The sequence below is a fragment of the Streptomyces massasporeus genome (assembly GCF_014648995.1).
In the GTDB taxonomy this organism is placed as follows: Bacteria; Actinomycetota; Actinomycetes; order Streptomycetales; family Streptomycetaceae; genus Streptomyces; species Streptomyces massasporeus.
Window position 1 is genome coordinate 17,723 of record NZ_BMSE01000015.1, and the last position, 22,456, is coordinate 40,178.

Consider the following 22,456-nt stretch of genomic DNA (forward strand, 5'->3'; position numbering starts at 1 on the left):
CGTGGGTTGACGGCCCACGGGCTCAGACCCCGTCTTCATAGAGGGTAGCGAGCGCGGTGGCGCGGTCGCGCAGGACGGTGCGCAACGCCCCCGGGGTCAAGACCTCCGCATCCGTGCCGAGTTGCCACAACGCCCACTCGGCGTGCCGCAGATCCTGGTACGTCGCCTCCAGCCGCAGCCGGCCGCCCGGGTCGGGTGCCGCGGCGCGGACGGCGACGGCGCTGCTCATCAGGTCCTCCCGCCGCTGCGGGGCCACCCGCACCAGCACGGCGATGTGGTCGCCGGACAAGAACTGCGCGCAGCGTTCCCGCCAGACCCGGTCCAGATCGACCTGGTCCGGTCGCCGTGCCGGTTCGGAAAGCTCCTCGGCGGCCAGCACCCGCGACAACCGGTACGTGCGGTCCGCGCCGGATCTCGTGGCCAGCAGGTAGCTCCGGTCGCGCACGGTGACCAGGCCGATCGGGTCCACCGTGCGCCACTGCGGCGCCTGGCCCGTCGCCGCGTAGTGGATGCGCAGTTGGTGCCCGGCGAGCACTGCGCGCCGGATCTCGGTCATCGTCGCTCCGGCCACCTCCTGCGGGGCCGGCCGGCGTGAGAGCAGGTCGGTCTCCGGCTCGACGAGGAAACGCCGGGCCGCGTCGCTCGCGGTGGCGCGATGGCTTTCGGGCAGCGCGTCGGTCACCTTGCGTATCGCCGAGGCGAGTGCCGAGCCAAGGCCGAACACCTGCTCGCCGCGCCCCGATCCGGCGGTCAGCAAGGCGACGGTCTCGTCGTGGTTGAGCCCCGTGAGCTCGGTCCGGAAACCGGGCAACAGCGCGAAGCCGCCGTTGCGGCCGCGTTCGGCGTAGACCGGAACACCGGCTGCGGACAGCGCCTCGATGTCGCGCAGCACGGTACGGGTGGACACCTCCAGCTCGCGGGCCAGCGTGTCCGCGGTCAGCCGACCGCGCTGACGCAGCAGCAGCACCAGCGAGACCAGCCGATCGGCGCGCATGCGAGGACCCTATCCAATACATGACGAAGGGTGTCGTGATTCGTTGGCAGGCTCTTGAACACCGAGGACGTCGACGAAGGCGCCTGGCGCGCCGATGGACGTCGGACTCCCATGAGACGAATGGAGCTGCTGTGGCAGTGGAACGCACGGCGATCAACCCGGTGACGTGGTCGCTGGAGATGGGCTTCAACCAGGGGGAGACGGTCACCGGGCACACCCGGACCCTGTACTGCTCCGGACAGACCGCGATGAGCGGTGACGGCAAGCCCCGGCACGAGGGGGACATGGCGGCGCAGCTGGCACTCAGCCTCGACAACCTGGAGGCCGTGCTCGCCGAGGCGGGCATGTCCCTCGCGAACCTGATCCGGCTCAACGTCTACACCACCGACGTGGATCTGCTGTTCCCCCACTACGGCGTGCTGGCGTCGCGTCTGGGCGCCGCCGGAGTGGCACCGACCACCACGATGCTCGGGGTGACACGGTTGGCCGTCCCCGGCCAACTGGTCGAACTCGAAGGGACCGCCGTCGCGTGACGCGACCTCGCCGCCTCTCCTGTTCGTGCCGGTCCGCCGGCACGAACAGCGGGCAGATGGGTGACTGGCGATGCGCAGGATGACGACGATCGGCGTCTACGGGTTCGACGGCGAGTCCTTTCTGCAACGCCTGCGGCAGGCGGACGTCCGCCTTCTGCTCGACGTACGTCAGCGCCGAGGCGTCCGTGGACCCGAGTACGCCTGGGCGAATTCGCACCGGCTGCAGGCGGCCCTCGCCGAGGCCGGGATCGCCTATGAGCACCATCCCGAACTCGCCCCGACCACCGAACTGCGCATGCTCCAGTACGCCGAGGACGACCGTCGAGGGGTCGGCAAGCGCTCGCGCCGCGAACTCGCCGCCGAGTACATCCGTCGCTACACCACCGAGATCCTCGACCGCGCCGACCTCGCACCGATCGTGTCGGCGCTGCCGAGCAGGGGGACCGCGGCGCTGTTCTGCGTCGAGGGCGACCCGGAGGCCTGCCATCGCTCGCTGATCGCCCGGCGCCTGGCCGAACGGCACCGCGTCACGATCGAGCACCTGCGCCCGAGGTGAGGGACGAGCCGGATGCCGCGAAACCTTCTGACGCGAGTAGGGCTCCCGGGCGGGTGTCCGGCGCGGCAAAGGATCATGGCGATGATGTGGACAGGTAGTTCATATCCTGCTTATATGGACTCATCGTCCACATGTCGCCCAAGGGAGAGACCCATGACCAGCACACCTCGCACCACCACCCGTCGCGTCGCGCTCGTCACCGGCGGTTCCGGCGGCATCGGCAAGGCCGTCGTGGAGCGGCTCGCCGCCGACGGCTTCGCCCTCGCCGTGCACTACGCGGGCAACAAGGCCAAGGCCGAAGCGCTCGTCGAGGAGATCACCGCGTCCGGCGGCCAGGCCATCGCGGTCAGCGGTGACGTCGCCGACGAGCAGGAGATGGAAGCCGCCTTCGAGGCCGTCGAGACGGCGTTCGGCGGGATCGACGTCGTGATCAACACCGCCGGCATCATGGTGCTCGCGCCGATCGCCGACATGAACCTCGACGACCTGGACCGGATGCACCGCACGAACATCCGCGGCACCTTCGTCGTCGCCCAGCAGGCCGCCCGCCGGGTGCGCGGCGGTGGCGCGATCATCAACGTGTCCACGTCGGTCACCCGCACCCAGCTGCCCACCTACGCGGCGTACGTCGCCAGCAAGGCCGCCGTGCAGAGCATCGCGCTGATCCTCGCCCGCGAACTGCGCGGCAAGGACATCACCGTCAACACCGTCGCACCCGGCCCGGTCGCCACCCCGCTGTTCCTCGAGGGCAAGGACGAGGCGACCGTCGCCCACTTCGCCAAGGCCACCCCGCTGGAGCGGCTGGGCGAGCCGCGCGACGTCGCCGAGTCGGTCGCCTTCCTCGCCGGCCCGGCCCGCTGGGTCAACGGGCAGGTCCTCTACACCAACGGCGGCCTGGCCTGACCTCGAGACACCCCACTCGGGCACCCGCCCGCGCGGCACTCCCGAAGGAGAAGCCCCTGTCGTCCGTCGTCGTCATCACCGGTGCCGCCACCGGCACAACTCCTGCACGTCAGGGGAGCCGTGAGGACCAGCCCGGCCGGGGCGTCCGACCGTACGGCTTCCTAGACTGATCCGACCTGGAACACGCGAGGGAGAGACATCGTGACGAAGCAGGCCGAGGGCGCCGCCGAGCGCCCGGCCCGCGGTCGTGGGCGCCGCCCGGCCGACGAGGTCCGCGCGGACGTCTTCCGCGTGGTCGGAGAGGTGCTCCTGGAGGAAGGGATCGCCGACCTGACCTTCGAACGGGTTGCCCGCCTGTCCGGTGTCAGCAAGACGACGCTGTACAAGTGGTGGCCCTCCAAGGGCGCCCTCGCCCTCGACGGCTACTTCCACGCCGTCGAGGAGACGCTCGCCTTCGAGGACACCGGCGACATCCGCGCCGACCTCACCCGCCAGTTGCGTGCGTTCGCGCACATCATGACCGGTACGCCGGCCGGGCGGGTGGTGACCGAGCTGATCGGGCAGTCCCAGACCGACGAAGACCTGGCCACCGCCTTCCGCTCCCTGTACTCCTCCGAACGCCGGCGACTGGCGGGGGAGCGGCTGCTGCGCGCCAAGCGGCAGGGACAGATCCGCGACGACGTCGACGTCCAGATCCTCGTCGACCAGCTGTGGGGCGCCGTCTACCACCGGATGCTCGTCCCGGACGAGCCGGTGACCGACGACTTCGTCGTCGCCCTGGTCTCCAACCTGATCGACGGCATCACTCCGTAGACGGTGGCAGCGGACAACCCGCCGGCACGCTCACTCGGTCACCGAGTCGCCATGACGGTGGGCCACCCTCCACCGGCCCTCCTCGCGGCGGTAGACCTGGGTGGCCCGCAGCGTGTAGGTGCGCGGCACTCCGTCGACGGAGGCGGAGGTGTGCTCGAGACCGGCCGTGTAGGCCATGTCTCCCGCAACGTCGTACGCCTGGAGTTCGAAGACGTACGACGTGCAGTCGGAGAAGCTCCTGCCGAGGGTGGTGAAGAGCTCGTCCAGCTCCTGCTGCCCGTAGGCGTTCCGCCATGCCCCCAGAACACTCACCGGTTCGTTGCGTGACCAGAGCGCCCGGCGGGGAGCCGCATCGCCGTTGTGCAGCGCAAGCTCCGCCTCGTACAGGGCGGTCGTGACCCACTCCAGGAAATCGTCACGGTCGGTCATGTCTTCATCATGGGCCCAGGTGCACGCGATGCCCACGATCTCGGTCGACGGCGCGCGCGTGGCACCAGGTTCCCCGGGCCCGCGGACCGACGTCCCGGCTCTCGACCGGCCCGCGTTGTCAGTGGTGGCTGCAACGCTGGACGGATGAACGGCGACGAGCAACTGCTGCGCGGCCGGGTCTACGGCCACGACCACGACGACCCCGACCCGGGACCCCGCTCCGGGAAGACCTACGCCCACCTCGTCGGAGGGCCGCTGGACGGGTTGCTGCTGGATGTCACGGGCTGGACGCCGGACGAGATCGGCACGGGTGCAGCACTGCCCACTGAACTCGGGCAGTTCCCCGGCGGCCGCGCACTGTACGATCCCGGCCCCGGCGAGCCGCGTGCCCTCGGCCCCGGAGTGGCGTGCCGCTTCCACTACCGCGGGGACAGTCCCTGAGGGGTGACGATGCGGGACCGTCCGGACGCCCGTCACGTCGGTCACTCGATTCGGGCGGGGCCCGGTAGCCACTCTCGACGCACGCCACGCTCGGGCCGTACGACGAGTGGACCGTGAGCGCCGCCTGGTCGGTCGTGCCCGGCCCGGCTGTCAGCTCTTGGCCAGCGTGCGTTCCAGGAGAGGCAGCAGACGGTCCCAGTGGCGCCGCAGCGCAGAGGGGTCGAAGGCATCGGTGTCGGACATGGTGAAGCCGTGGACGGTGCCGGGGTAGATCTCTGAGGTGTGGTCGACACCCGCGGCGTCCAGTGCCCGGTTGAGCTCGGCGAGGGCCTCGGGCGTCAGGTCGGACTCGGCGTGGCCGAGGTGGACCTCGGCGGTGAGCTTGGACAGCAGGAGGCGCAGACTCTCGGGCCCGTCGGCGCCCACGGGGCCGTGGAATCCGGCGACGGCGGCGACCTCGCCGGGGTGGGCCGCGGCGGTGGTCATCGCCAGAAGGCCGCCGATGCAGTAGCCGGTCACCGCGACCGGTCCGGCGTCGACCTCGGGCTGGGCGGTGAGGAACCCGAGGTAGGCGTCGGCGTCGCTCAGGACGCGTTCGGTGGTGTGCGCCTCGATCAAGGGCATCAGCCGGGCGAAGAGGGCGGGCCGGACCTCTTCTCCGATGTGCTCCGGAAGCTCGATCACCGGTGCCGGGCCGTGCCGGTAGAAGACGTTCGGGACGAGCACGTAGTACCCGTGTCCAGCGAGTTCGCGGGCCATCTCCCGCAGCACGGGCCGGATGCCGAAGCCGTCCGCGTACATCAGCACCCCGGGGTGCCGCTCGCCCTGGTCGGGGAAGGCGGCGAAGGCGTCGGCCCGGCCGTCCGTGGTGGGGATCCGCAGTGTCTTGATGGGCAAGTTCTGCCTCTCTGTCGGCCACACGATCAGCGTTAGTCGCACTAACGATTCAGAGGTCTGAGCGAACGTACATCGTTAGTCCCACTAACACAACGGTAGATTTGATGCCATGACCAGAGCCGAGGCAGCCGACCTGCCCGACGCGGACGCGCTCAGGACGCCCGACAGGCTGCGGCGACGGGCGAGCCGGCTGTTGTCCCAACTGACCGTGCGATCGGACCGGCTGATCACCGAAGGGCTGGCCCGGGCCGACGCCCGCAAGTGGCACTACGCCGTGCTCGCCTCACTGCAGGAGTTCAGCCCGGCCAGCCAGGCGGAGCTGAGCAGGCGCTCCGGTATCTACCGCAGCGACATGGTCGGTGTCCTCAACGAACTGGCCGAGCGCGACCTGGTCGAACGGACGCCGGACCCCGCCGACCGGCGCCGCAACGTCATCACGATCTCCCCCCGAGGCCACCGCCACCTGGACCGCCTGGACGTGCTCCTGGACGACCTCCACGACACACTCCTCGCACCTCTCGACCCGGCCGAACGCGACCAGTTCGTCCAGTTGCTCACGCGCTTGCTGGACCACCACGCCGGAGCGTCGTGAGCGGCGGGGCGGGGGCACCGGACGTGCTCGACGGAGACATCAGTCCACGAGGGCAGGCACCCTGCCCCTGACCTCCGTCGACTTCGTTTCGACGACGTCCGGTCGAGTATGGGCGGCGCAAAGGAACAAGCACCGACGGCGCAGCCCGTGTCACGATGCCTGGCATGGCTGGTCGCGCGCTGAGTTTCGGAGTAGTGGCGGAAGCGTACGAGCGGTTCCGGCCCGGGTATCCCGTGGAACTGCTCGACCTGGTGATGGCGTACGCGGGCCATCCGGTCCGGACTGCCCTGGAAATCGGGGCCGGTACGGGCAAAGCCACCCGGCTGTTCGCTCAGCGAGGGATCACGGTCACCGCGACCGAACCCGACGGGTCCATGCTCGCCGAGCTGCGCAAACACGTGCCGGCGAACGTCAGCGCTGTGCAAGCCGCGTTCGAGGACGTGCGACCGGGGGAGCGGTACGGGCTGGTCTACGCGGCCGCGGCGTTGCACTGGACGAACCCGGAGAACCGATGGTCGCGTATGGCCGCACTGCTGGAGCCGGGTGGCGTGTTCGCTTCGTTCGGCGGGCCGTTCCGGTTGGCCGACCCGGCCGTGGAGGAGGCCGTTCGCGCGGCGAGAGCGGCGTTCTTGGAGAGCGACGAGATCCCGTCCCCCGACGGGACCCCTCCGGAACAAGAGATGCAGTGGCCGGGTACCGAGCTGCAACGTTCCGAGTGGTTCACCGACGTCCAACAGGCCCTGATCGAACGGCACGTGATGATGAGCGCCCACGACTACATCGGGTACCTCTCCACCGTCTCGGCCTACCTCGTCCTGCCGCTCCCGGATCGGCAGCAGGTCTTCAGCCGGATCATGCGTGTCCTCCCGGACAGCGTCGAGATGACCGCCGACATCACCCTCCATCTCGCGCGTCGGCGCTCCTGGGACGGGGGAAGCCCAGTTCGTCGAGCAGTCTGCTGAAGAGGCCCTCGGCGAACGTCTCGTGTGAGCGGAGCAGTTCTTCGATCTGGGCCGGCTGTGGCGTGACCGATGTGCCGGCGGCCGCGGCCCATACCACTGCGCTCTCGGCGGCGGTGGGAATCTCCGCGTCGAGCTCCGCGCGCTTATGTCTGACTGCATCATGGAACTCCGGTGTGTCCAGCCAGAGGAGCTGATCTTCGAGATCTTCGGGCTCCTCGGCCAGAAGCCTGGCGGCGATGTCCAGGTTGAGCCATGCCTGCCAACGCCGGCCGGGGGCGTCCAGCCCGGTCACGAGAGCGAGGTCACTGTCGGTGACCTCGGCGACACAGGCCGGTGCCCCGCTCCACTCGACCAGAGAGGGCAGGTCCGAGTCGTCCCATGTCCCGGCGTCGAACTGGAGCATCTGCCAGCCGCCTGGCCTCGACTCCCCTGTGTGCACAGTGGCCTTGAGCTCTTCGCCCAAGCTGCCGAACAGGGGTGCCTCCAGCAGAGGGCGGTCGCTGCGAGCAAAGACAAGATGACCCGAGAATCCCACGGCGGCTCCTCCGTTCAACGTGTTGGCCGCACCATATGGGCTGCCGCTGACAACGCAGGCGTGACTGGCGCCCACCCGCAAAAGCGCCACGGTCGGAAGCCGGTGCCCCCCAGGGACCACCACCTTGATCACGGAGCCCCCGACTGTGATCATGGAGCGTGTTGATCGCAGACGAAGGCCGGGCAGACAGCGAGCAGGAGTCGGACGGGTGGCCGGACCTACCGGGCGACACCGCGTTCACCATCAAGATCCGTGAGGCCGATCCGCTGGTCCGCGCCGGATTTCCCGCCCATGTGACGGTCCTTTACCCCTTCATGCACCAGAACCGCCTGAACGACCTCGTCCACAGTGAACTGTCCCGCCTCTTCGCCCGGCACCCCGCCTTCGCCTTGACCTTCGCCGACTTCGGCCGATACCCCGGTGTGCTGTACCTCGACCCTCAGCCACACGACCCTGTCAAGGCGCTCACCGCGGACCTCACTCGGCGCTGGCCGGAGCTCGTGCCGTATCGAGGGATCTTCGGCACTGGACTCGACCCGCACCTGACGCTCGCGAATCACGAGGGCCCCGCGACCCAGGACGCGGCCTACGACGCGTTGCAGGCAGAACTCGCGCCCCTGCTGCCCCTGCGGTGCCACGTCGACGCGGTCGCACTCATCGTCTGGGACGGGGAACGCTGGCAGAGCCAGGCCAAGTACCCGCTCGGGCAATCCGTCGGCCGACAGTGTGCCTGACTCGACCCGTGCTGCGGGGCTTCGGGAAGGGACATGATCGTGGCGTGCCGCCGATGGTCGGCACCCGGGCGTCCGGCCCCGACGACAAGAGCCCACATCCGAGGCTGATAGGGAGCGCGTTCCGGGGTACCTGCGTCGGCATGGCTTCGGAAACCGATCACGTTGAATCCGTACGAGCCCTGCGGCAGCTGCGCCGGATGCGCACCTTCTACGCCGGGGGCGCAGTCCTGTGGGCGACTTCGGCCGCATCGGCGGGATGGGACGACCCCGGGGGCCGGCCGATGTGGGTGTCGGTGGCGTTCCTGATGGTCTTCGCCGCTCTCCTGGGCATGACGGCCCTGTGGCTGAAGCGTCGGCAGGCCGACCGTGCGGAGGAGCCCGTGCACCATGCCGCTCCCCGGAGGACGGCCTGGCGCCGGCACGCCAACGCCTGATGGTGACGGTTGGAGCCCGGACCCCGGGCCGTCGTCGGCCCTACTCGTCCGGGCTCGGCCGGAAGTCGTCCGGCCGATCGCCGCGGAGTTCCTGCCGGAAGTCGTCCGGCCGATCGCGGCGCAGGTCCTCGTACCGCCGCGCGTAGGCATCGACAGCCTGGTGAACCGTGCAGCCCAAGGTCTCGCGGATCGTCGCGATCGCGGCGATGCTCCGGTGCGCCAGGATGTCGTGGTCCACACTCGCGGGCAGTCCGTCCATGACGTGAGGCTACCGGGCGGACCCGATTGGATTCAGCCGAGTGGTCAATGGAGGGTCGGCCGGTAGACGAGTTCCTGGATGTGACCGTCGAGCGTGCGATGCTCGACCAGCTCCAGATCGAAGTCGGCCGCATCCCGGAAGACCGGGTCCAACCCCGTCCGGCCGGTGATGACGGGGAAGAGTGTCACCTGCAGCCGGTCGACCAGGCCGGCGGCCATCAGCGCCCGGTTCAACGACAGACTGCCGTGCGAGCGCAACGGCACGTCCGACTCCGCCTTGAGCCGTGCGACGACGTCGACGGCGTCACCGCTGGCCACGGTCGCGTCCGGCCAGTCGAGGGGGCCTTCCAGCGTCGTCGACACCACCGTCGTGGGCAGGTTCCTCATCCGCGTCACCCAGGGGTCCCGCACGTCGGATTCCTCGGTGCTCGAGGCCAGCATCTCCACGAAAGCGCGAAACGTGTTGGCTCCGTAGACCATCCGCTGCTCCCCGCCGTAGAGGGTGAGGCGGCGATCGAGCAACTCGGGCCCCTGCTTGCCCCAGTAGCCGGTCCAGTCGCCGCCGGCGGCACCGTAGCCGTCGAGGCTGGAGAAGACGTCGAAGGTGTAGGTGGCGGTCATGTCGTGCTCCTCACGTGAGGTCGATCGGTGTGAGTGGGCAGTGGCGAGACCGGCGATCTCCTCCGGCGGCCTGCGGTGACCCTCGTACCAATAGACCCGGCACGCTTGTGAAAATCATCGCTGTGCCCACCACACGTCGCACCCGATCGCTCGAACGGCGGAGGGCAGACGGTGCACCTGCGCATCCAGCCCTCGCGCGAAATGCTTCGCGGTGTCCTCCTCATCCGGGCATGATTCCCCCGTGCGTGGAGGCAGGGGGCAGCGCGAGCCGGGACGATACGCCCTGACGGAGTCGGAGAACGGCCACGTCTGGGGCGTCTGTGCCGAGGTGGAGGGACTCTTCAGGGAGCCCGAGCGGGCGACCTACGAACTCCTCGGCTGGGTGCCGGACGGCGCCGAGGTGCGCGGCTGGGTCGGACAGCGGGTGTGGCTGGTGCCGGACGACGAGACGCTGGACCCCTGGCTGCTGGAGGACGCGGAGAGCCTCCCGGGGCGGCGGCCGGCGGATGCTCTCGTCCTCACAGGAATGGACGACTACATGGGTCCGCCGGAGGGACACGGGGCTCCGATCCGTGTGCATGACCGGTACCGGTGGCTCGGCTCGTCCCGGGAGTTCACGCGCATCCTGCCCGACGAGCAGGCTGCCCCTCTCTCGTCCTGAGGGGCCTCTCGCCGAGCGGCCGGCTACGGCGGGCCCTGGCCACGGGCACCCGGCGCGCGCTGGACCTGGACGAGGCCTGGCTGCAGATACGCGACGACAGCGGCGCGCCGCTCACCGACCGGCTGCTGCGTCCGACGATCAGGGCGTGGCGCCCGTCCGCGCATGGGCCGGACCTGATCGACCTGGAACTCGACGAAGAGCTGGACGCGCCCGTCCCGGGACATGCCCGTCCCGTCTGGGACCGCTGGCTCGCCGGGCCGCCGCAGACCCCTGGTCTCTGGGCCGGCCTGGACACCCGGCAGCGCGAGGCGTGGCTCGATCTCGTCCGCGAGCGGGGCTGCCGGTTGCAGCATGAGGCTCGACCGGCCGGACGCGTCTACGAGCTGGATGGCCGGCACATCACCGACGAGCCGAGCCTCTTCCTGGCTCTCGGCGAGGCCGTCAACGGGCCGGGTGGCTACTTCGGCGGCTGCGTGGACGCCCTCGCGGACTGTCTGCGCGGCACGTTCGGGTACACCGCCCCCGCGACCCTGCTCTGGCGCGACATCGCGCCCGCGCGCGCACCTGTCCCACGTCCTGACACCCGGGGGCGACCCGTACGACCTGGTCGCCCTCGTGCTTGAAGTCCTGGCCGAGGGCCATATGCGGGTCACCTTCACCTGACAGTCGCTCCGGGCGAAGTACGGGCCGTCTCAGCATCAACACGCCGATCAAAAACCCGAGTTGAGAGCAACAGCTGCTTGCTATGGTGGCGCGATGCCATCGGTCAAGCAGATCCAAGTCACCTTCGACTGCGCGGAACCCGAGCGAGTCGCTCGCTTCTGGTGCGAGGTGCTGGGGTACGTCGTTCCGCCGCCACCGGAGGGTTTCACCACTTGGGACGACTTCCATCGCTCGCTGCCGCCCGAGGAGCGGGGGGCATGGTTCGTAGCCCTTGATCCCACGGGTGTGGGCCCGCGCTTGTATTTCCAGCGCGTCCCGGAAGGCAAGGTCGCCAAGAACCGGGTGCACCTCGATGTACGGGTCGGCACCGGACTCGTGGGCGAAGAGCGCCTGGCCACGCTCGAGGCCGAATGCGCACGGCTGGTCGCCCTCGGTGCGGTCCGAGAGCGACTGCTGCAGGCCGATGAGGACAACGAGTCGTGCATCGTGATGCAGGACATCGAGGGCAACGAGTTCTGTCTCGACTGAGGATGCGCGACCGCATCGAACCCCGAGTGGTCGGCGGTCGGTGGGAAGGCATGGGTGATGGGCGGTCCGGCTCGTGGCGTGGCTCTCCTCGGCGGAGGCTTCTCAACGGATGAGGACGGACTGCTGGACGACTGGCTGCTCAGCCACGCGAGGAGTAGTCGTCCCAAGGTGTGCTTCGTCCCCACAGCCAGTGGCGACGCACCTGCCTACGTCGATCAGTTCCTGAGCGCGTTCAAGCCGCGCGACTGCGAGCCTTCCGTGCTGCCGCTCTTCCGGCGACAGCTGGACGACGCAGCTCTGCGGACGTTTCTGCTGAGCCAGGACGTCGTCTACGTCGGCGGCGGCAACACCGCGAACCTCTTGGCGGTCTGGCGCGCGCACGGCGTCGACCATGTGGTGCGTGACGCCTACGACCGCGGAACGCTGCTGTGCGGAATCAGCGCCGGCGCCAACTGCTGGGCCCAGGGCTCGCATACGGACTCTTTCGGCCCGCTGACGTTCCTCCAGGACGGACTCGGCCTGCTGCCGGGTTCGGTGTGCCCGCACTACGACAGCGAACCGGGGCGCCGCACCTCCTACCGAGAATCGGTGGCGAGGGGCATGTTGCCCCCCGGGTGGGCGGTCGAGGACGGTGTGGGGGCTCTCTTCGTGGACGGATGCCTCCAGGAAGCAGTCAGCCGGCGGCCGGGAGCGCGACTGTACTGGGTGCAGGCTGATGAAGATCACGCAACGCTGGAGCGGGCATTGCCGTGCCGGGTGCTCGCCGGAACCGCCTGACGCACGGCCCTCGTCATCTCCTCCTCACTTCGTGTCGCACATCTTGGCGGCCTTCGCCGGCAGTTCGTCAGGCAGGACGGGAAGCCGCTCGACCACTCCGTGGTTGCCGGACGGTCTTCGCTTCAGCGCTGCCACCCGCCTCTCCCAGCTGACACCGCGACTGTCTGTGAAGAAGAGTGCGGGTGAGGGCGTTCCCGCTCGGCTGTTGAAGAGCGACCATTGCGTCAGGACGGCCGGCGGGGCGTGCATTTCGCCGTCCGAGCCACGGTAGGGCTCGGGCGTGTAGACGACCTGCGTGCAGGGCGGTAGGTCCGGCAGGATCAGACCCACTCCGCTGGGGTGCTCGAGGACGACGTTCGTGACGGCGTCCGGTGACCTGTTCGCGATGTGCGGGCGCGGGCCGTTCTTCGTCTTCGCGATCCAGAGGGTGACGCGGCCGGCCTGGGCGCGTTCGTCCCGGTCGCTGTCCTCGCGGGACTGCTCCAGCTGGTCCTTGGCCGTCTGCTGGCTCCAGTAGGTCGTGACTGCCTGAGCCCACAGGCCACCGATGGCCGCGAGAGCGGCTGCCACGGTGGCGATCACCGTGACGACGCGGAGCGTCCTGCTTCCTCCCTCCGGCCCGGATGTCTCCCCGCCTCGCACCGGGCGGGCCCGGCCCGACGTCATCCGCCGCCGCGGGGGCCGCAGGCGTACGCGTCTTCGGCGATCGTCGCCCGGCATTCGTTCTCCCGTCGGTCAGCGATCGGTGGTGCAGGCGGCGGTGGCCGGAGCAAGGACAGCCACCTCGGTCGGTGCCGGAGCCGCCGGATCATCAGCAACCTTTCCGGGCGCCCCGAAGCGGGCGAGACAGTGCCACACCTTCTTGATCGCCTGGAGGTCGTGGTGGCCGGTGCGCGCCGCATCCCCGACGATCCGCGGAGTGAGTACGCCGTTGACGGCTATCCGCGCGCCCAGGTCGACGTACTCCCGACCGCGGTAGCCGGGATGACGGAGGAGTTCCCCGACCTCGAGCCGGAAGCCGGGGTGCCACTCCACGGGGCAGCCCAGAGTCAGGGCCGCGGCCTCGACAGCAGTACCTCGATAGCAGGGGTCCAGGACCAGCGCCTCGGCGTCGCGGTCCGGTCGCACAGGCCCGTGGACCTGCGCCTCGATGCAGTCGTCGAGAGCGTCCTGACGATCGGCGAGGGCAAGCTCGATGAGTCCCATGCGGGCCGCGACACCGAAATCCGAGGGTTCGAGGCAACTGTCCGGGTAGCAGAACGTCGTCCGCGTCAGCGTCCCGGCTGTCAGCCGGAAGTGGGCGGAGCCGAAGCGCGGCGCACCACCGACGTGCTTGCGACGGAAGTTCAACGCCCCATAGACGGGCCGCTCATGGGCGGGTGCTTCGTCGTACGCCCCGTTGAAGATGCGGCTTTCCCAGCGCCACCGGTCGCCGCCGCGATAAGCGGTCAGTCCACCGTTGCTGGTCCCCGTGACGAACTGCGAGCGGTACACCCCGTCCTCGGCCATGGCCTCAAGGATCGGCTTGGCGTGCAGCAGCCGGTCCGGGTGGAAGTTGAGCGTCACCCGCAGCGTCGGATCCAACGGAGGGCCCGACGCCAGTTCCGCCACATGACCAAGGGCCCGGTCCTGTGATGACCGGGCGGCTGTGAAGCTCATCCGCCCAGTGTTGCTCAAGCCGGTCAACCGCCGCAGCCGGATTCCCAGCCGACAAGCGGCCCGTGCCCGGACGACCCGGGCGCCGCCGAAGCCGATGCCTCGGCCCGGCGGAGCCCCTGACCGCAGCGCGTTCTCGCAGATCAGCTCATGAACTTGGCGCAGGCACTCGCGGTGACCCACCTGTGCGAGCTGATGTTGTACCACATGGGGTAGCCCCCGGTGCTGTCGTTGCGCGCGAGATCGTCGACGTAGATCTCACTGCGCTTGAGGCAGCTGTAACCACCGCGCTGCCACTCGTAGTCGGGGCTGACGTAGAAGGCGACCACGTCGTAGCCGCCGGAGTACGTGCCGGTGTTGAGGACCGAGAAGGCGCTGTCGTTGTCGCCTCCCTGGAACATGCCCGAACCGTCACCCCAGTTGGGGTCGTCACCCGCGTCGGCGCCGAGCAGGATGCGGCAGTCGGTCTCGTGGTACGCGCGGACCTTGCCGTCGCCCTTGTACTTGAAGTACTCGGCGTCACAGCCGGCCCCCGCCGTGGTGCTGCCGGCCGCCTGGGCCGAAGGCAGCGGGAGGGCGAGTCCGAGCGCCGCGGTGGTGACCAGTGTCGCCAGAAGGTGTCGTGACTTGCGCATGGATGACTCTCCTGTGTCTCGAGTGTTCCGCGGCGGTCCGCCGCGGGGGCTCTACGCGCCGAGGAGCCGCTCGGCGCGGGTGAGTGCCGCTCGCTGGAGGCGGTCACGCGTGGCGATGTCCCGCGCGTACCGTGCGCGCACGGGGGCGCTGTGCTCCCGTTCCAGCCGGCGGGCGGTCTCGGCGAAGCCCGTACTGCGGGCACAGGTGGCTTCCGCGACGGCGAGGCGCACCTCGATGGTGTGCGCGCGGCCGGCGTCGAGGCCCTGGGTGAGCCGGGGCAGCGCCGAACGGATCGAGGTGGGGTCGGTGTAGGAGTGCCCGGCCCGACGCATGCACGTGGCCCAGAGTCGCTGCGCCTTCGTGAAACGCTCGTCGCCCAGCAGCCGCGGCACGTAGAGGGGCGTCAGATTCGTCGCGATCTTGTCCGTCCGGAACCAGACCGACGGATCGCCGTAGAGCCGCTTCCTCGCCTCGGCCTCGCAGCCGCCGTTGCTCGCCCGGACCTTTCCGCCGCCCGGCAGGGGCATGGTGAGCAGCGGAGTGCCGGGACCACCGGAGAGCGCACGGACGTAGGCGCGGGCTTCCGCCTCGGACAGACCTGCCCGGTAGGCGATGTTGCGGTCGTGCCGCTTGGTGGCGAGGGCCTTTTGCTGTATGCGTCCGCCGTAGCCGTGCCGGCGGGCCCAGCCCACGTCGTCCAGCACGTACCCGGGCGCACGCAACTCGTCCGCGCGCATCGAGGGGGCCACCCAGTAGGGGTGACCGTGCCGGGCCATGCACTTCTTGGTCAGCACCAGCTCCGCCCGGTCGATCACCGCGAGCTGCGCCTCGGTGAGGGAGGCGCCCTCGGGCGCGGAGGGACGCGTTTCGGCAGCGGGCCTCTCCGCCGGTCCACAGCCCGGCAGAGTCAGGGCCAGGGCCAGGAGAACCGTCGCGACGGTGGAAAGACGCCGGTCGAACCGCACGGGCTACTCCTCACCGACCCCACGGCAGCTCCAAGCTGCCCGGGGTTCACCGAAAGCGCGACAACGTATGCGGCGGAGCCGCCCGTTGCCCGGTCGGCCTTGCCTGCGGCGACCCTAAGGGCCCGGACGTGCTCGTCGTCCCTGACAGCTGTCAGGGACGACGAGCACCGCTGTACGGAGTCCATGCGCCTCACGGCGCTCCCGGAGGAGATGACCTCAGCGGAGGAATGACCTCAGCGGAGGATTGATCTCAGCGCACCTCCCGCGCGTAGGGTGCGACGGTGATCCGGTCGATCAGCGGCGCGTAGCGGGAGCGGAGCAGCACGCCCGGGAACGTGTCCGAGGCGTAGGTGGTGCCGTCGAAGTTCGGCAGTTCCTCGGAGCGGAAGCCGATCGTGTTCTTCCCCTTCTTCAGCTGCACCGGGACGGTCAGCTCCCAGAAGTTGTTCTGGTGGAAGCTGTGCGGGAAGCCGACGCGCCGCGCGTCGCCGCCGTTGACGCTGATGTCGGCGTGGCGGGCGAGCGGGTCGGGGTTGTAGTGGGTGGCCTCGGACTGCTCCGGGTTGGAGTAGCGGATGCGCAGCGCGTACAGACCGGCCTGGTCGGCCGTGACGGTGAACGTCGCGGTGTTGCCGTTGCCCGGGGCGCCGCCGATGCCCGTGATCGCCGTGCCGCCGGTGGCGAGGGAGAGCGGGGTGAGCGTGGCCGAGCCCGCGAGCCGCGCGTCCCCGGCCTCGTACGTGCGCGTCGGCAGCGTGCCCTCGGTCGGGGTGACCGTGAGGCGGTCGACGAGGGTCGTGGCCGGACCCCCGGTCACGGTCACCTTGTTGACGCCGCCGGAGAGGGAGACCGCCGCACGGGTACTGCCCTTGGCCAGGCGCAGGACGTCGTGGCCGTTGACGGAGAGCCGGGCACCGCTGCCGCCGAGGGTGTCGACCTTGAGCGTGGCCTCGCGGTCGGCCGGCGAGTAGACCCAGAACGTGGCGCTCTGGCCCTTCGCGAGGCGGACCGCGCCCGAGCCGGTCGCCGCCGGCTTCGGAAGGTCGTAGACGGGACGTGCGCCGCCGGCCGGCCAGGCCAGCTCGCCCTCGTAGACCTGCGTGTCCGCCGAGGCGCGGGGGAGGGAGAGGGCGAGGCGGTCGACGATGGCGTCGCCCTTGGTGACGCGCTTGCCGTCGGCGCTCTTCGCGGCGAGCGTCAGCGTGTGCTTGCCCTTGGTGAGCTGCACCTTGGTGTCGGTGTGGTCCCAGACGACCCACTTGTAGCCGAGCGGCAGGTGCAGTTCCTGCTCGCTGCCGGCCTTGCCGTCCACCCGCAGGAAGACGTTGGTCGGGCCCTGCTCCTTGACCTTGTCGAAGGTGTTGAGGGAGTTGGCGAAGACGCTCAGGTCGTACGTGCCGTCCTCGGGCACGTCCACGGTGAAGTCGAGTGCGACGTCCGAGCCGGTGCGCAGGCCGCCGACGTCGTAGCCGCCGGAGGTGTAGAACTTCGACACGTCACGCGGCGAGCCCTCCGGGCCGTTCTTCGTCCACCCGGAGCCGGTGTGCGCGGCGTCCTCCGCCTCGTACGAGGACTGCCAGCGCACGGGCGGGGCCTGCGTGCCCTTCGCCTCGCCTGCCGGACTGAGGACCACCTCGTAGGCCGAGGACTCCTTCAGCTTCGGCAGGGTGCCGTCGCCGAAGTCGAGCGCGACCGTCCCGTCCTCACCCACCTTCAGGTTCGACTCGGCGAGCAGCTTCGGGCCGGACGAGTCGCCGACCTGTCCGCTCCACTCGATCTCCCGCACCCAGGCGTGCACGCGCTTGCCGAAGACCTTCTTCGGGACGCCGGCGAAGGTGATGTGACCCTTGCCGGTGGAGCCGCCGAAGACCAGCCGGGACTGCTTCTTCTTCTCGTCGAGCGTGGCGACGCCCTGCATGGTGTAGTTCTCGCCGGGGAACGGCGGGGTCACCTTCACGGTGTGCCCGCTCATCGAGGCGTATGAATTCAGCAGCCACCACTGGCCGTTGCCGCGGTTGGACTGCACGGCGGAGTCGGAGAGGTTCCCGTCGATGTTCCAGTACGCGATGTCGGCGTCGACCTTGGCCTCCTCGATCGCGGACACCCACTGGATCATCTGGCCGGGCACCGAGGTGTGGTAGTTGAACGCGTACTCGTTGATGTTGACGGGGAGTCGGGTACCTTCCCTGTCGGTGCCCTTGAACAGGTCCTTCTCCCACGCCCGGTACTTGGCGACGCTCTGGCGCACCGCCTCCGGGTGGCTCAGTTCGTGCCAGGTGATGACGTCCGGGAGGGTGCCGGCGGCCAGGGCGTGGGTGAGGAAGCCCTTCACCTGGTCGTACAGGACGCTGGTGTTGGGTCCGGCGATGCGGGCGCTCGGCATCTTGCCCTTGATGAGCTTGTGGACCTGGTCCCAGGCGGCGAAGTAGTCGTCGGGGTCGTTGAGCCAGCTGACCTTGTCGTAGCTCCACTCGCCGGTGCCGAACATGTTGCCCTCGGGCTCGTTGAACGGCACGAAGACGATGTTGTCCTGGTACTGCTTCGGCAGCTTCAGGACCTGGTCGACCTGCTTGGCGATCTTCTCCTCGTAGCCCTTGAGCTTCTCCGCGGGGGTGTCGCCCGGCCACTGGTAGGGGAAGCCGCGGTAGATGTCGGTCATGTAGATGTACACGTCACCGTCGGTGGAGTCGGCCAGCGGCTTGACCACCTCCAGGGCGTCGGCACCGGGGTGCTGCGGGCCGTCCTGCGCTTTGGTGGAGACCGTGCGCAGACCCATGCCCTCCATGAGGTTGTTGGTCGGGACGTCCGGCCCGTACACGCCGTAGAGGGTGCCGGAGGCGCCGCCGTGGAACGCGCCGGTGTTCGAGCCGAGGTCGACGGTGAGCTGACCCTCGCGGACCACGGTGACGGTGGCCTCGACCGCGCGTCCGGCCGCGGTTCCGGCGACCGTGAAGGTGCCCGGCGCGGCGTACTTCTCGGCGGGGACGGCGTCCCAGGTGACGGGCGTGTCGCGGTCGTAGCCGTCGGAGAACGAGGCGCGGACGGCGGTGGGGAGCGACGGGGCGGTCCCGGTCGTGGTGCGTGCCTCGAAGGAGGTCTTCGAGAGCTGCTGCAGGGTGGGCACGGACCCGACCGTACCGGCCACCTGCTCGGGGCTCAGGGCGGCGTGCCACACGGTGAAGTCGTCGATCGCGCCCTTGAGCAGCGGGTCCGGGTAGAGGGACTTGCCTATGTACCCGGCGGCGGTGGCCGAGGCGTCCAGCAGGTCCTTGGCCTTGATGCCGGTCTCGGCGGAGGAGACCGCCACGCCGTCGAGGTACGTGGTGAGCCGGCCCGCGGAGGTGTCGAGGGTGACGGTGACGGTCCGCCACTCGTCCGCGGGGAGCGGTGCGTAACCGCGCACCTGGGCCTCGGCGCCCCCACCACCGGTGGTCACGGAGGTCTGGAACAGCCCGCCGCCGTTGTAGGGCGTGCTGAAGAGGTACTTGGTGGTGTTCGTGCCCAGGTCGAAGATCCGCTGCCAGGGCGACTTGTCGCCGCTCCACTTCACGCGTGCGGAGACCGTCAGGTCGGCCGCGTCGCCGACCACGGCACGGGGGAGGCGGACGTACGCGCCGTCGGCGTCGGACGCGCCGCCGGGCAGGGCGAGGGCCTTGCCTCCGCCGGTGCCCTCGACGGACCGAGCGGTCGAGCCGTTCACCAGGTCTGCCGTCAGACCGTTGCCGGAACTGTCGGTGATCTTCCCGGAGGCCATGTCGTCCTGGTCGAAGGTGTAGCGGGCGGCGGGCCGGGGCGCCTCAGCCGCCTGCGCGGGGGCGGCAGGTGCGGCCAGCAGGCCCGCGCCGAGCGCGAGCGTCACGGCGGCGGATGCCCGTCGCGGGGCGGATCTGTCAGCGGATGGCATGGATGGCGTCCTCGATCTCTGAGTAGGCGGTTCCGGGAGGTGGGCGGTTCCGGGAGGAGAGGGCTCCGGGAGCGGGCGGTTCCGGGAGGTGGGCGGTTCCGGCCGGCCGGACTCGGCCGTCTGCTCGTACACGGGATGGCCCGGGCAAGAAGAGTGCGTGGGGAGGTCGATGTCGGTCGAATCGGTTCGATTTCCCGGGCCGCAGGCACGTCTCCGGGCGGTGGAGGCGGCCGCTCGCCTCCCCGGGGGTACGGGAGCAGCCCGGGTTCGCCGGAAGGATCACTTCGTCGAACCGGTTCGCGAAGCTAGCACCGGGAAACCCGCCCAGCAATCCCTCCGGCAGAAGGAGGCCAGAAGGAGGCCCCCAATCCGCGGGCGGATCGAGAAAGTGTGGTCAAGGGTGTTGACAGGTATTCGGGCAGTTTCTACGTTCACTTCACGCGAACCGGTTCGACAACCGGCCGTCGTCCCCCGTCCCACCCCTCACCCTCGCGACCGGCGAGCGCTCCCTCCCACGAGGTGTCGAACCGGTTCGAGCAAGGAGCCGCCGTGAACATCGGTGAGATCGCCAAGCGGGCCGGTGTCTCGCGGAGCACCGTGTCCTACGCGCTGAGCGGCAAGCGCTCGGTTTCGGAGGAGACCCGTCGCAAGATCCAACAGGTCATCGACGAGCTGGGGTACCGGCCCAACGCCAGCGCGCGAGCCCTCGCCAACGGGCGCACCAGCACCATCGGCCTCGTCTTCCCGCCCGCGGGCAACCACTACACCGGGATGCAGCTGGACTTCATCGGCAGCGTGGTGGAGGCGGCGGCGGTGCACGACTACGACGTGCTGCTGTCGCCCAGCGGTGTCGACAGCGACCGTTCGTTCCAGCGGCTGCTGGGGGAGCGGAGGGTCGACGGGGCGATCCTGATGGAGATCAGGCTGGAGGACGACCGGGTCGACCACCTGGCCGAACTGGAATTCCCCGCCGTCGCCATCGGCCGCACCGCCCATCCGGAGAACGGCTGGTGGGTGAGCCTGGACCACACGGCGCTCGCCGCGGCCTGTGTCCACCATCTCGCCGACCTCGGCCACCGCCGGGTCGCCTTCGTCAACCGGCCCGAGCAACTGCTGCGCGCCGGGTACGAGTCCGCGCACCGCGGCCTGGACGGCTTCACCAAGGCCGCGGCCGAGCGCGGGCTCACGGTACGGACGTACTGCTGCGGCGACGACGCGGCGTCCGGCCAGGCCTGCCTGGAGCGGATCCTGCACGACGACCCGGCCACCACCGCCCTGGTCACACTGAACGAGGCCGCACTGGGCGGCCTGTACCGGGGGCTCGCGAAGGCGGGCCGCCACGTACCGCGTGACTTCTCCGTCACCGGAGTCGTCGCGAGCCGGTGGGCGGAGACGGTCACCCCGCAGCTCACCGCGGCGGACGTACCGGCCGAGGAGATGGGCCGGCGCGCGGTCGACCTGCTCGTCGAGCGGATCGAGCACCCCACCGCGCCGGGCCGCCACCACCTGCTCGCACCGCCGATCTCGCTGCGGGCCAGCACCGGGCCCGCGACCGGCACCTCCTTCCCCGAAGCCTGACCGCACGGCGCAGCCCCCTCACTCCTCTCCCTCTTCACGAGCATCCGAGCTCCTCACCCTCGCCGGTTCGGAGTGCCCGCTTCCCCCCAGCCACCACTCCCACGGCACACGTGTGCCCAGAACGAAGGACTTGCCATGCACAGCTCCTCAAGGCGCCGGCTCACCGCGGTGGCCCTGTCGACCGTCGTCGCCGTCACCGGTGCCGCCTGCTCCTCCGGGTCGGGCAGCGCCGACGCGAAGGGCTCGGACAGCGGCACGTACACCGTCTGGGACCCGTACCCGCAGTTCGCCAAGGGCTCGGCCTGGGTGAAGCTGCTGGACGCGTGCGGTGCCAAGGCCGGGGTGAAGGTCAAGAGGACCGGCTACGACACCAGCGACCTGGCGAACAAGGCGCTGCTGGCCGCCCAGCAGGACAACTCCGCGGACGTCCTCATCGTCGACAACCCCGTGGTGTCGACCCTGGCCGAGGCGGGCGTCCTCACCAGCACCGAGGACAACAAGCTCGACACCTCGAAGGCCGACCCCAACCTGCTCGCCGCCGGCCAGTCGGACGGCAAGACCTACGGAACCCCGATCGGCGCCAACACCCTCGCCCTCTACTACAACAAGAAGGTCCTGAAGGAGGCCGGGGTGGACATCGCCTCGGTCAAGGACTGGAAGTCGCTGACGGCGGCGCTGGCGAAGGTGAAGGCGGCGGGCAAGAAGGGCATCACCTTCTCCGCGATCGGCACGGAGGAGGGCAGCTTCCAGTTCCTGCCGTGGTTCTGGGGCGCGGGAGCCGAGCTGACCGCACTGGACTCCGCGCAGGCCGCGTCCGCCCTGTCGCTGTGGAAGGACTGGCTGAAGGAGGGCTACGCCCCCAACTCCGTCATCAACAACACGCAGACCACCAGCTGGCAGGAGTTCGCCGGCGGCGACTACGCCTTCGCCGAGAACGGGACGTGGCAGCTCGCCAACGCGAAGAAGGCCGGCTTCGACTACGGCGTCCTGCCGATACCGGGCGCTGACGGAGGCAGCGCCGCAGCCCCCACCGGAGGCGAGTTCGTCACCATCCCCACCCAGGGCGACACCGGCCGCTACGCCACCACCCAGAAGCTGGCGACCTGCCTGACCAGCACCCAGAACCTGTACGACACCGACACCACCCTGTCCTACGTGGCCCCCACCAGCGAGGTCCAGGCCAAGCAGGTCGCGGCGAACGCCGAACTGAAGCCCTGGGTCGCGGCGGTCAAGGCGGCCAAGGGACGCACCAGCGACGACCTGGGCACCACGTACCCGAAGATCTCCGAGCAGATGTGGAAGGCCGTCCAGTCCGCCCTCAGCGGGGCCAAGTCGCCCAAGGACGCGCTTGCTTCGGCGCAGGCCGCGGTGAAGTGACGAGGGCCC

24 protein-coding genes and 1 pseudogene are annotated in these 22,456 nt (G+C 69.9%); 14 read left to right on the top strand and 11 right to left on the bottom strand.

Translation table 11 applies throughout. The features are described 5' to 3' along the window. Nucleotides 1–22 precede the first annotated feature (22 nt). On the bottom strand, nucleotides 23–994 hold the full coding sequence (locus IE153_RS28125; RefSeq protein ID WP_189592597.1) for a helix-turn-helix transcriptional regulator: 972 nt from the start codon (nucleotides 992–994) through the stop codon (nucleotides 23–25). 137 nt (nucleotides 995–1,131) lie between these two features. Between IE153_RS28125 and IE153_RS28130 the strand changes: the two genes are divergently transcribed. From IE153_RS28130 to IE153_RS28145, 4 genes are all read left to right on the top strand, one after another. Further along, on the top strand, nucleotides 1,132–1,527 hold the full coding sequence (locus IE153_RS28130; protein ID WP_189592757.1) for a RidA family protein: 396 nt from the start codon (nucleotides 1,132–1,134) through the stop codon (nucleotides 1,525–1,527). A gap of 70 nt (nucleotides 1,528–1,597) precedes the next feature. After that, nucleotides 1,598–2,083: a DUF488 domain-containing protein gene (locus IE153_RS28135; RefSeq protein WP_189592598.1), complete on the top strand. Its 486-nt coding sequence runs from the start codon at nucleotides 1,598–1,600 to the stop codon at nucleotides 2,081–2,083. A gap of 153 nt (nucleotides 2,084–2,236) precedes the next feature. Beyond that, nucleotides 2,237–2,986 (top strand): SDR family oxidoreductase, encoded by a 750-nt coding sequence (locus IE153_RS28140; RefSeq protein WP_189592599.1) that lies wholly within the window; start codon nucleotides 2,237–2,239, stop codon nucleotides 2,984–2,986. 201 nt (nucleotides 2,987–3,187) lie between these two features. Further along, nucleotides 3,188–3,799 carry a TetR/AcrR family transcriptional regulator gene (locus IE153_RS28145; RefSeq protein WP_189592600.1) on the top strand — a complete coding sequence of 204 codons (612 nt, stop codon included), beginning with the start codon at nucleotides 3,188–3,190 and terminating at the stop codon, nucleotides 3,797–3,799. Between the two features lie 30 nt (nucleotides 3,800–3,829). Here IE153_RS28145 and IE153_RS28150 read toward each other — a convergent pair whose 3' ends face one another. After that, the gene (locus IE153_RS28150; protein WP_189592601.1) at nucleotides 3,830–4,228 is read right to left on the bottom strand and encodes a nuclear transport factor 2 family protein; all 399 of its coding nucleotides are present in this window, start codon (nucleotides 4,226–4,228) and stop codon (nucleotides 3,830–3,832) included. A 144-nt stretch (nucleotides 4,229–4,372) separates the two neighbouring features. On the opposite strand from IE153_RS28150, the gene IE153_RS28155 reads away from it, so the two are divergent. Beyond that, nucleotides 4,373–4,669 carry a hypothetical protein gene (locus IE153_RS28155; RefSeq protein ID WP_189592602.1) on the top strand — a complete coding sequence of 99 codons (297 nt, stop codon included), beginning with the start codon at nucleotides 4,373–4,375 and terminating at the stop codon, nucleotides 4,667–4,669. Nucleotides 4,670–4,819: 150 nt separating this feature from the next. Here IE153_RS28155 and IE153_RS28160 read toward each other — a convergent pair whose 3' ends face one another. Continuing rightward, nucleotides 4,820–5,566: a dienelactone hydrolase family protein gene (locus IE153_RS28160; protein ID WP_189592603.1), complete on the bottom strand. Its 747-nt coding sequence runs from the start codon at nucleotides 5,564–5,566 to the stop codon at nucleotides 4,820–4,822. A gap of 109 nt (nucleotides 5,567–5,675) precedes the next feature. Here IE153_RS28160 and IE153_RS28165 point away from each other — a divergent pair, with 109 nt between their 5' ends. Next, the gene (locus tag IE153_RS28165; RefSeq protein WP_189592604.1) at nucleotides 5,676–6,158 is read left to right on the top strand and encodes a MarR family winged helix-turn-helix transcriptional regulator; all 483 of its coding nucleotides are present in this window, start codon (nucleotides 5,676–5,678) and stop codon (nucleotides 6,156–6,158) included. Nucleotides 6,159–6,322: 164 nt separating this feature from the next. Next, nucleotides 6,323–7,120 (top strand): class I SAM-dependent methyltransferase, encoded by a 798-nt coding sequence (locus IE153_RS28170; protein WP_189592605.1) that lies wholly within the window; start codon nucleotides 6,323–6,325, stop codon nucleotides 7,118–7,120. Here IE153_RS28170 and IE153_RS28175 read toward each other — a convergent pair. Further along, nucleotides 7,053–7,655 (bottom strand): hypothetical protein, encoded by a 603-nt coding sequence (locus IE153_RS28175; RefSeq protein ID WP_189592606.1) that lies wholly within the window; start codon nucleotides 7,653–7,655, stop codon nucleotides 7,053–7,055. The genes IE153_RS28170 and IE153_RS28175 overlap by 68 nt on opposite strands. Before the next feature lie 161 nt (nucleotides 7,656–7,816). Between IE153_RS28175 and IE153_RS28180 the strand changes: the two genes are divergently transcribed. Both IE153_RS28180 and IE153_RS28185 read left to right on the top strand, forming a co-directional pair. After that, nucleotides 7,817–8,389, top strand: a complete 573-nt coding sequence (locus tag IE153_RS28180; RefSeq protein ID WP_229829211.1) for a 2'-5' RNA ligase family protein — start codon at nucleotides 7,817–7,819, stop codon at nucleotides 8,387–8,389. Between the two features lie 140 nt (nucleotides 8,390–8,529). Further along, the gene (locus tag IE153_RS28185) at nucleotides 8,530–8,823 is read left to right on the top strand and encodes a hypothetical protein (protein WP_189592608.1); all 294 of its coding nucleotides are present in this window, start codon (nucleotides 8,530–8,532) and stop codon (nucleotides 8,821–8,823) included. 40 nt (nucleotides 8,824–8,863) lie between these two features. Here IE153_RS28185 and IE153_RS28190 read toward each other — a convergent pair whose 3' ends face one another. Next, nucleotides 8,864–9,082, bottom strand: a complete 219-nt coding sequence (locus IE153_RS28190) for a hypothetical protein (RefSeq protein WP_189592609.1) — start codon at nucleotides 9,080–9,082, stop codon at nucleotides 8,864–8,866. Between the two features lie 44 nt (nucleotides 9,083–9,126). Continuing rightward, nucleotides 9,127–9,702 carry a dihydrofolate reductase family protein gene (locus IE153_RS28195; protein ID WP_189592610.1) on the bottom strand — a complete coding sequence of 192 codons (576 nt, stop codon included), beginning with the start codon at nucleotides 9,700–9,702 and terminating at the stop codon, nucleotides 9,127–9,129. Nucleotides 9,703–9,943: 241 nt separating this feature from the next. Here IE153_RS28195 and IE153_RS28200 point away from each other — a divergent pair. The 3 genes and pseudogenes from IE153_RS28200 (at nucleotide 9,944) to IE153_RS28210 (ending at nucleotide 12,331) form a co-directional block, all read left to right on the top strand. Continuing rightward, nucleotides 9,944–11,026: pseudogene (locus tag IE153_RS28200) on the top strand (barstar family protein). Between the two features lie 93 nt (nucleotides 11,027–11,119). Beyond that, on the top strand, nucleotides 11,120–11,554 hold the full coding sequence (locus IE153_RS28205; protein WP_189592611.1) for a VOC family protein: 435 nt from the start codon (nucleotides 11,120–11,122) through the stop codon (nucleotides 11,552–11,554). A gap of 57 nt (nucleotides 11,555–11,611) precedes the next feature. Continuing rightward, complete coding sequence (locus tag IE153_RS28210) at nucleotides 11,612–12,331, top strand: Type 1 glutamine amidotransferase-like domain-containing protein (RefSeq protein ID WP_189592612.1); 720 nt, start codon at nucleotides 11,612–11,614, stop codon at nucleotides 12,329–12,331. 24 nt (nucleotides 12,332–12,355) lie between these two features. Here the strand turns inward: IE153_RS28210 and IE153_RS28215 are convergent, their stop codons facing one another. The 5 genes from IE153_RS28215 to IE153_RS28235 all read right to left on the bottom strand — a co-directional run bounded on the left by IE153_RS28215 (nucleotide 12,356) and on the right by IE153_RS28235 (nucleotide 19,492). Beyond that, nucleotides 12,356–12,901, bottom strand: a complete 546-nt coding sequence (locus tag IE153_RS28215; protein ID WP_189592613.1) for a hypothetical protein — start codon at nucleotides 12,899–12,901, stop codon at nucleotides 12,356–12,358. A gap of 165 nt (nucleotides 12,902–13,066) precedes the next feature. Next, complete coding sequence (locus IE153_RS28220) at nucleotides 13,067–13,990, bottom strand: DUF3626 domain-containing protein (RefSeq protein WP_189592614.1); 924 nt, start codon at nucleotides 13,988–13,990, stop codon at nucleotides 13,067–13,069. A gap of 140 nt (nucleotides 13,991–14,130) precedes the next feature. Then, nucleotides 14,131–14,622, bottom strand: coding sequence for a hypothetical protein (locus tag IE153_RS28225; protein ID WP_189592615.1), 492 nt, complete (start codon nucleotides 14,620–14,622; stop codon nucleotides 14,131–14,133). Nucleotides 14,623–14,673: 51 nt separating this feature from the next. Beyond that, the gene (locus IE153_RS28230; protein ID WP_189592616.1) at nucleotides 14,674–15,588 is read right to left on the bottom strand and encodes a hypothetical protein; all 915 of its coding nucleotides are present in this window, start codon (nucleotides 15,586–15,588) and stop codon (nucleotides 14,674–14,676) included. A 250-nt stretch (nucleotides 15,589–15,838) separates the two neighbouring features. Beyond that, nucleotides 15,839–19,492, bottom strand: coding sequence for a LamG-like jellyroll fold domain-containing protein (locus IE153_RS28235; RefSeq protein WP_189592617.1), 3,654 nt, complete (start codon nucleotides 19,490–19,492; stop codon nucleotides 15,839–15,841). A gap of 549 nt (nucleotides 19,493–20,041) precedes the next feature. Here IE153_RS28235 and IE153_RS28240 point away from each other — a divergent pair. Next, nucleotides 20,042–21,070 carry a LacI family DNA-binding transcriptional regulator gene (locus IE153_RS28240; RefSeq protein WP_189592618.1) on the top strand — a complete coding sequence of 343 codons (1,029 nt, stop codon included), beginning with the start codon at nucleotides 20,042–20,044 and terminating at the stop codon, nucleotides 21,068–21,070. Between the two features lie 135 nt (nucleotides 21,071–21,205). Beyond that, the gene (locus tag IE153_RS28245; protein ID WP_189592619.1) at nucleotides 21,206–22,447 is read left to right on the top strand and encodes a sugar ABC transporter substrate-binding protein; all 1,242 of its coding nucleotides are present in this window, start codon (nucleotides 21,206–21,208) and stop codon (nucleotides 22,445–22,447) included. Nucleotides 22,448–22,456: the final 9 nt, after the last annotated feature.

What these genes read in the sequence shown, in the direction of transcription:
- IE153_RS28195 (WP_189592610.1), bottom strand. Translation starts at nt 9,702, where the DNA reads ATGACCGCCACCTACACCTTCGACGTCTTCTCCAGCCTCGACGGCTAC.
- IE153_RS28135 (WP_189592598.1), top strand. Translation starts at nt 1,598, where the DNA reads ATGCGCAGGATGACGACGATCGGCGTCTACGGGTTCGACGGCGAGTCC.
- IE153_RS28155 (WP_189592602.1), top strand. Translation starts at nt 4,373, where the DNA reads ATGAACGGCGACGAGCAACTGCTGCGCGGCCGGGTCTACGGCCACGAC.
- IE153_RS28150 (WP_189592601.1), bottom strand. Translation starts at nt 4,228, where the DNA reads ATGACCGACCGTGACGATTTCCTGGAGTGGGTCACGACCGCCCTGTAC.
- IE153_RS28220 (WP_189592614.1), bottom strand. Translation starts at nt 13,990, where the DNA reads ATGAGCTTCACAGCCGCCCGGTCATCACAGGACCGGGCCCTTGGTCAT.
- IE153_RS28190 (WP_189592609.1), bottom strand. Translation starts at nt 9,082, where the DNA reads ATGGACGGACTGCCCGCGAGTGTGGACCACGACATCCTGGCGCACCGG.
- IE153_RS28125 (WP_189592597.1), bottom strand. Translation starts at nt 994, where the DNA reads ATGCGCGCCGATCGGCTGGTCTCGCTGGTGCTGCTGCTGCGTCAGCGC.
- IE153_RS28185 (WP_189592608.1), top strand. Translation starts at nt 8,530, where the DNA reads ATGGCTTCGGAAACCGATCACGTTGAATCCGTACGAGCCCTGCGGCAG.
- IE153_RS28235 (WP_189592617.1), bottom strand. Translation starts at nt 19,492, where the DNA reads ATGCCATCCGCTGACAGATCCGCCCCGCGACGGGCATCCGCCGCCGTG.
- IE153_RS28225 (WP_189592615.1), bottom strand. Translation starts at nt 14,622, where the DNA reads ATGCGCAAGTCACGACACCTTCTGGCGACACTGGTCACCACCGCGGCG.
- IE153_RS28210 (WP_189592612.1), top strand. Translation starts at nt 11,612, where the DNA reads ATGGGCGGTCCGGCTCGTGGCGTGGCTCTCCTCGGCGGAGGCTTCTCA.
- IE153_RS28165 (WP_189592604.1), top strand. Translation starts at nt 5,676, where the DNA reads ATGACCAGAGCCGAGGCAGCCGACCTGCCCGACGCGGACGCGCTCAGG.
- IE153_RS28245 (WP_189592619.1), top strand. Translation starts at nt 21,206, where the DNA reads ATGCACAGCTCCTCAAGGCGCCGGCTCACCGCGGTGGCCCTGTCGACC.
- IE153_RS28205 (WP_189592611.1), top strand. Translation starts at nt 11,120, where the DNA reads ATGCCATCGGTCAAGCAGATCCAAGTCACCTTCGACTGCGCGGAACCC.
- IE153_RS28140 (WP_189592599.1), top strand. Translation starts at nt 2,237, where the DNA reads ATGACCAGCACACCTCGCACCACCACCCGTCGCGTCGCGCTCGTCACC.
- IE153_RS28170 (WP_189592605.1), top strand. Translation starts at nt 6,323, where the DNA reads ATGGCTGGTCGCGCGCTGAGTTTCGGAGTAGTGGCGGAAGCGTACGAG.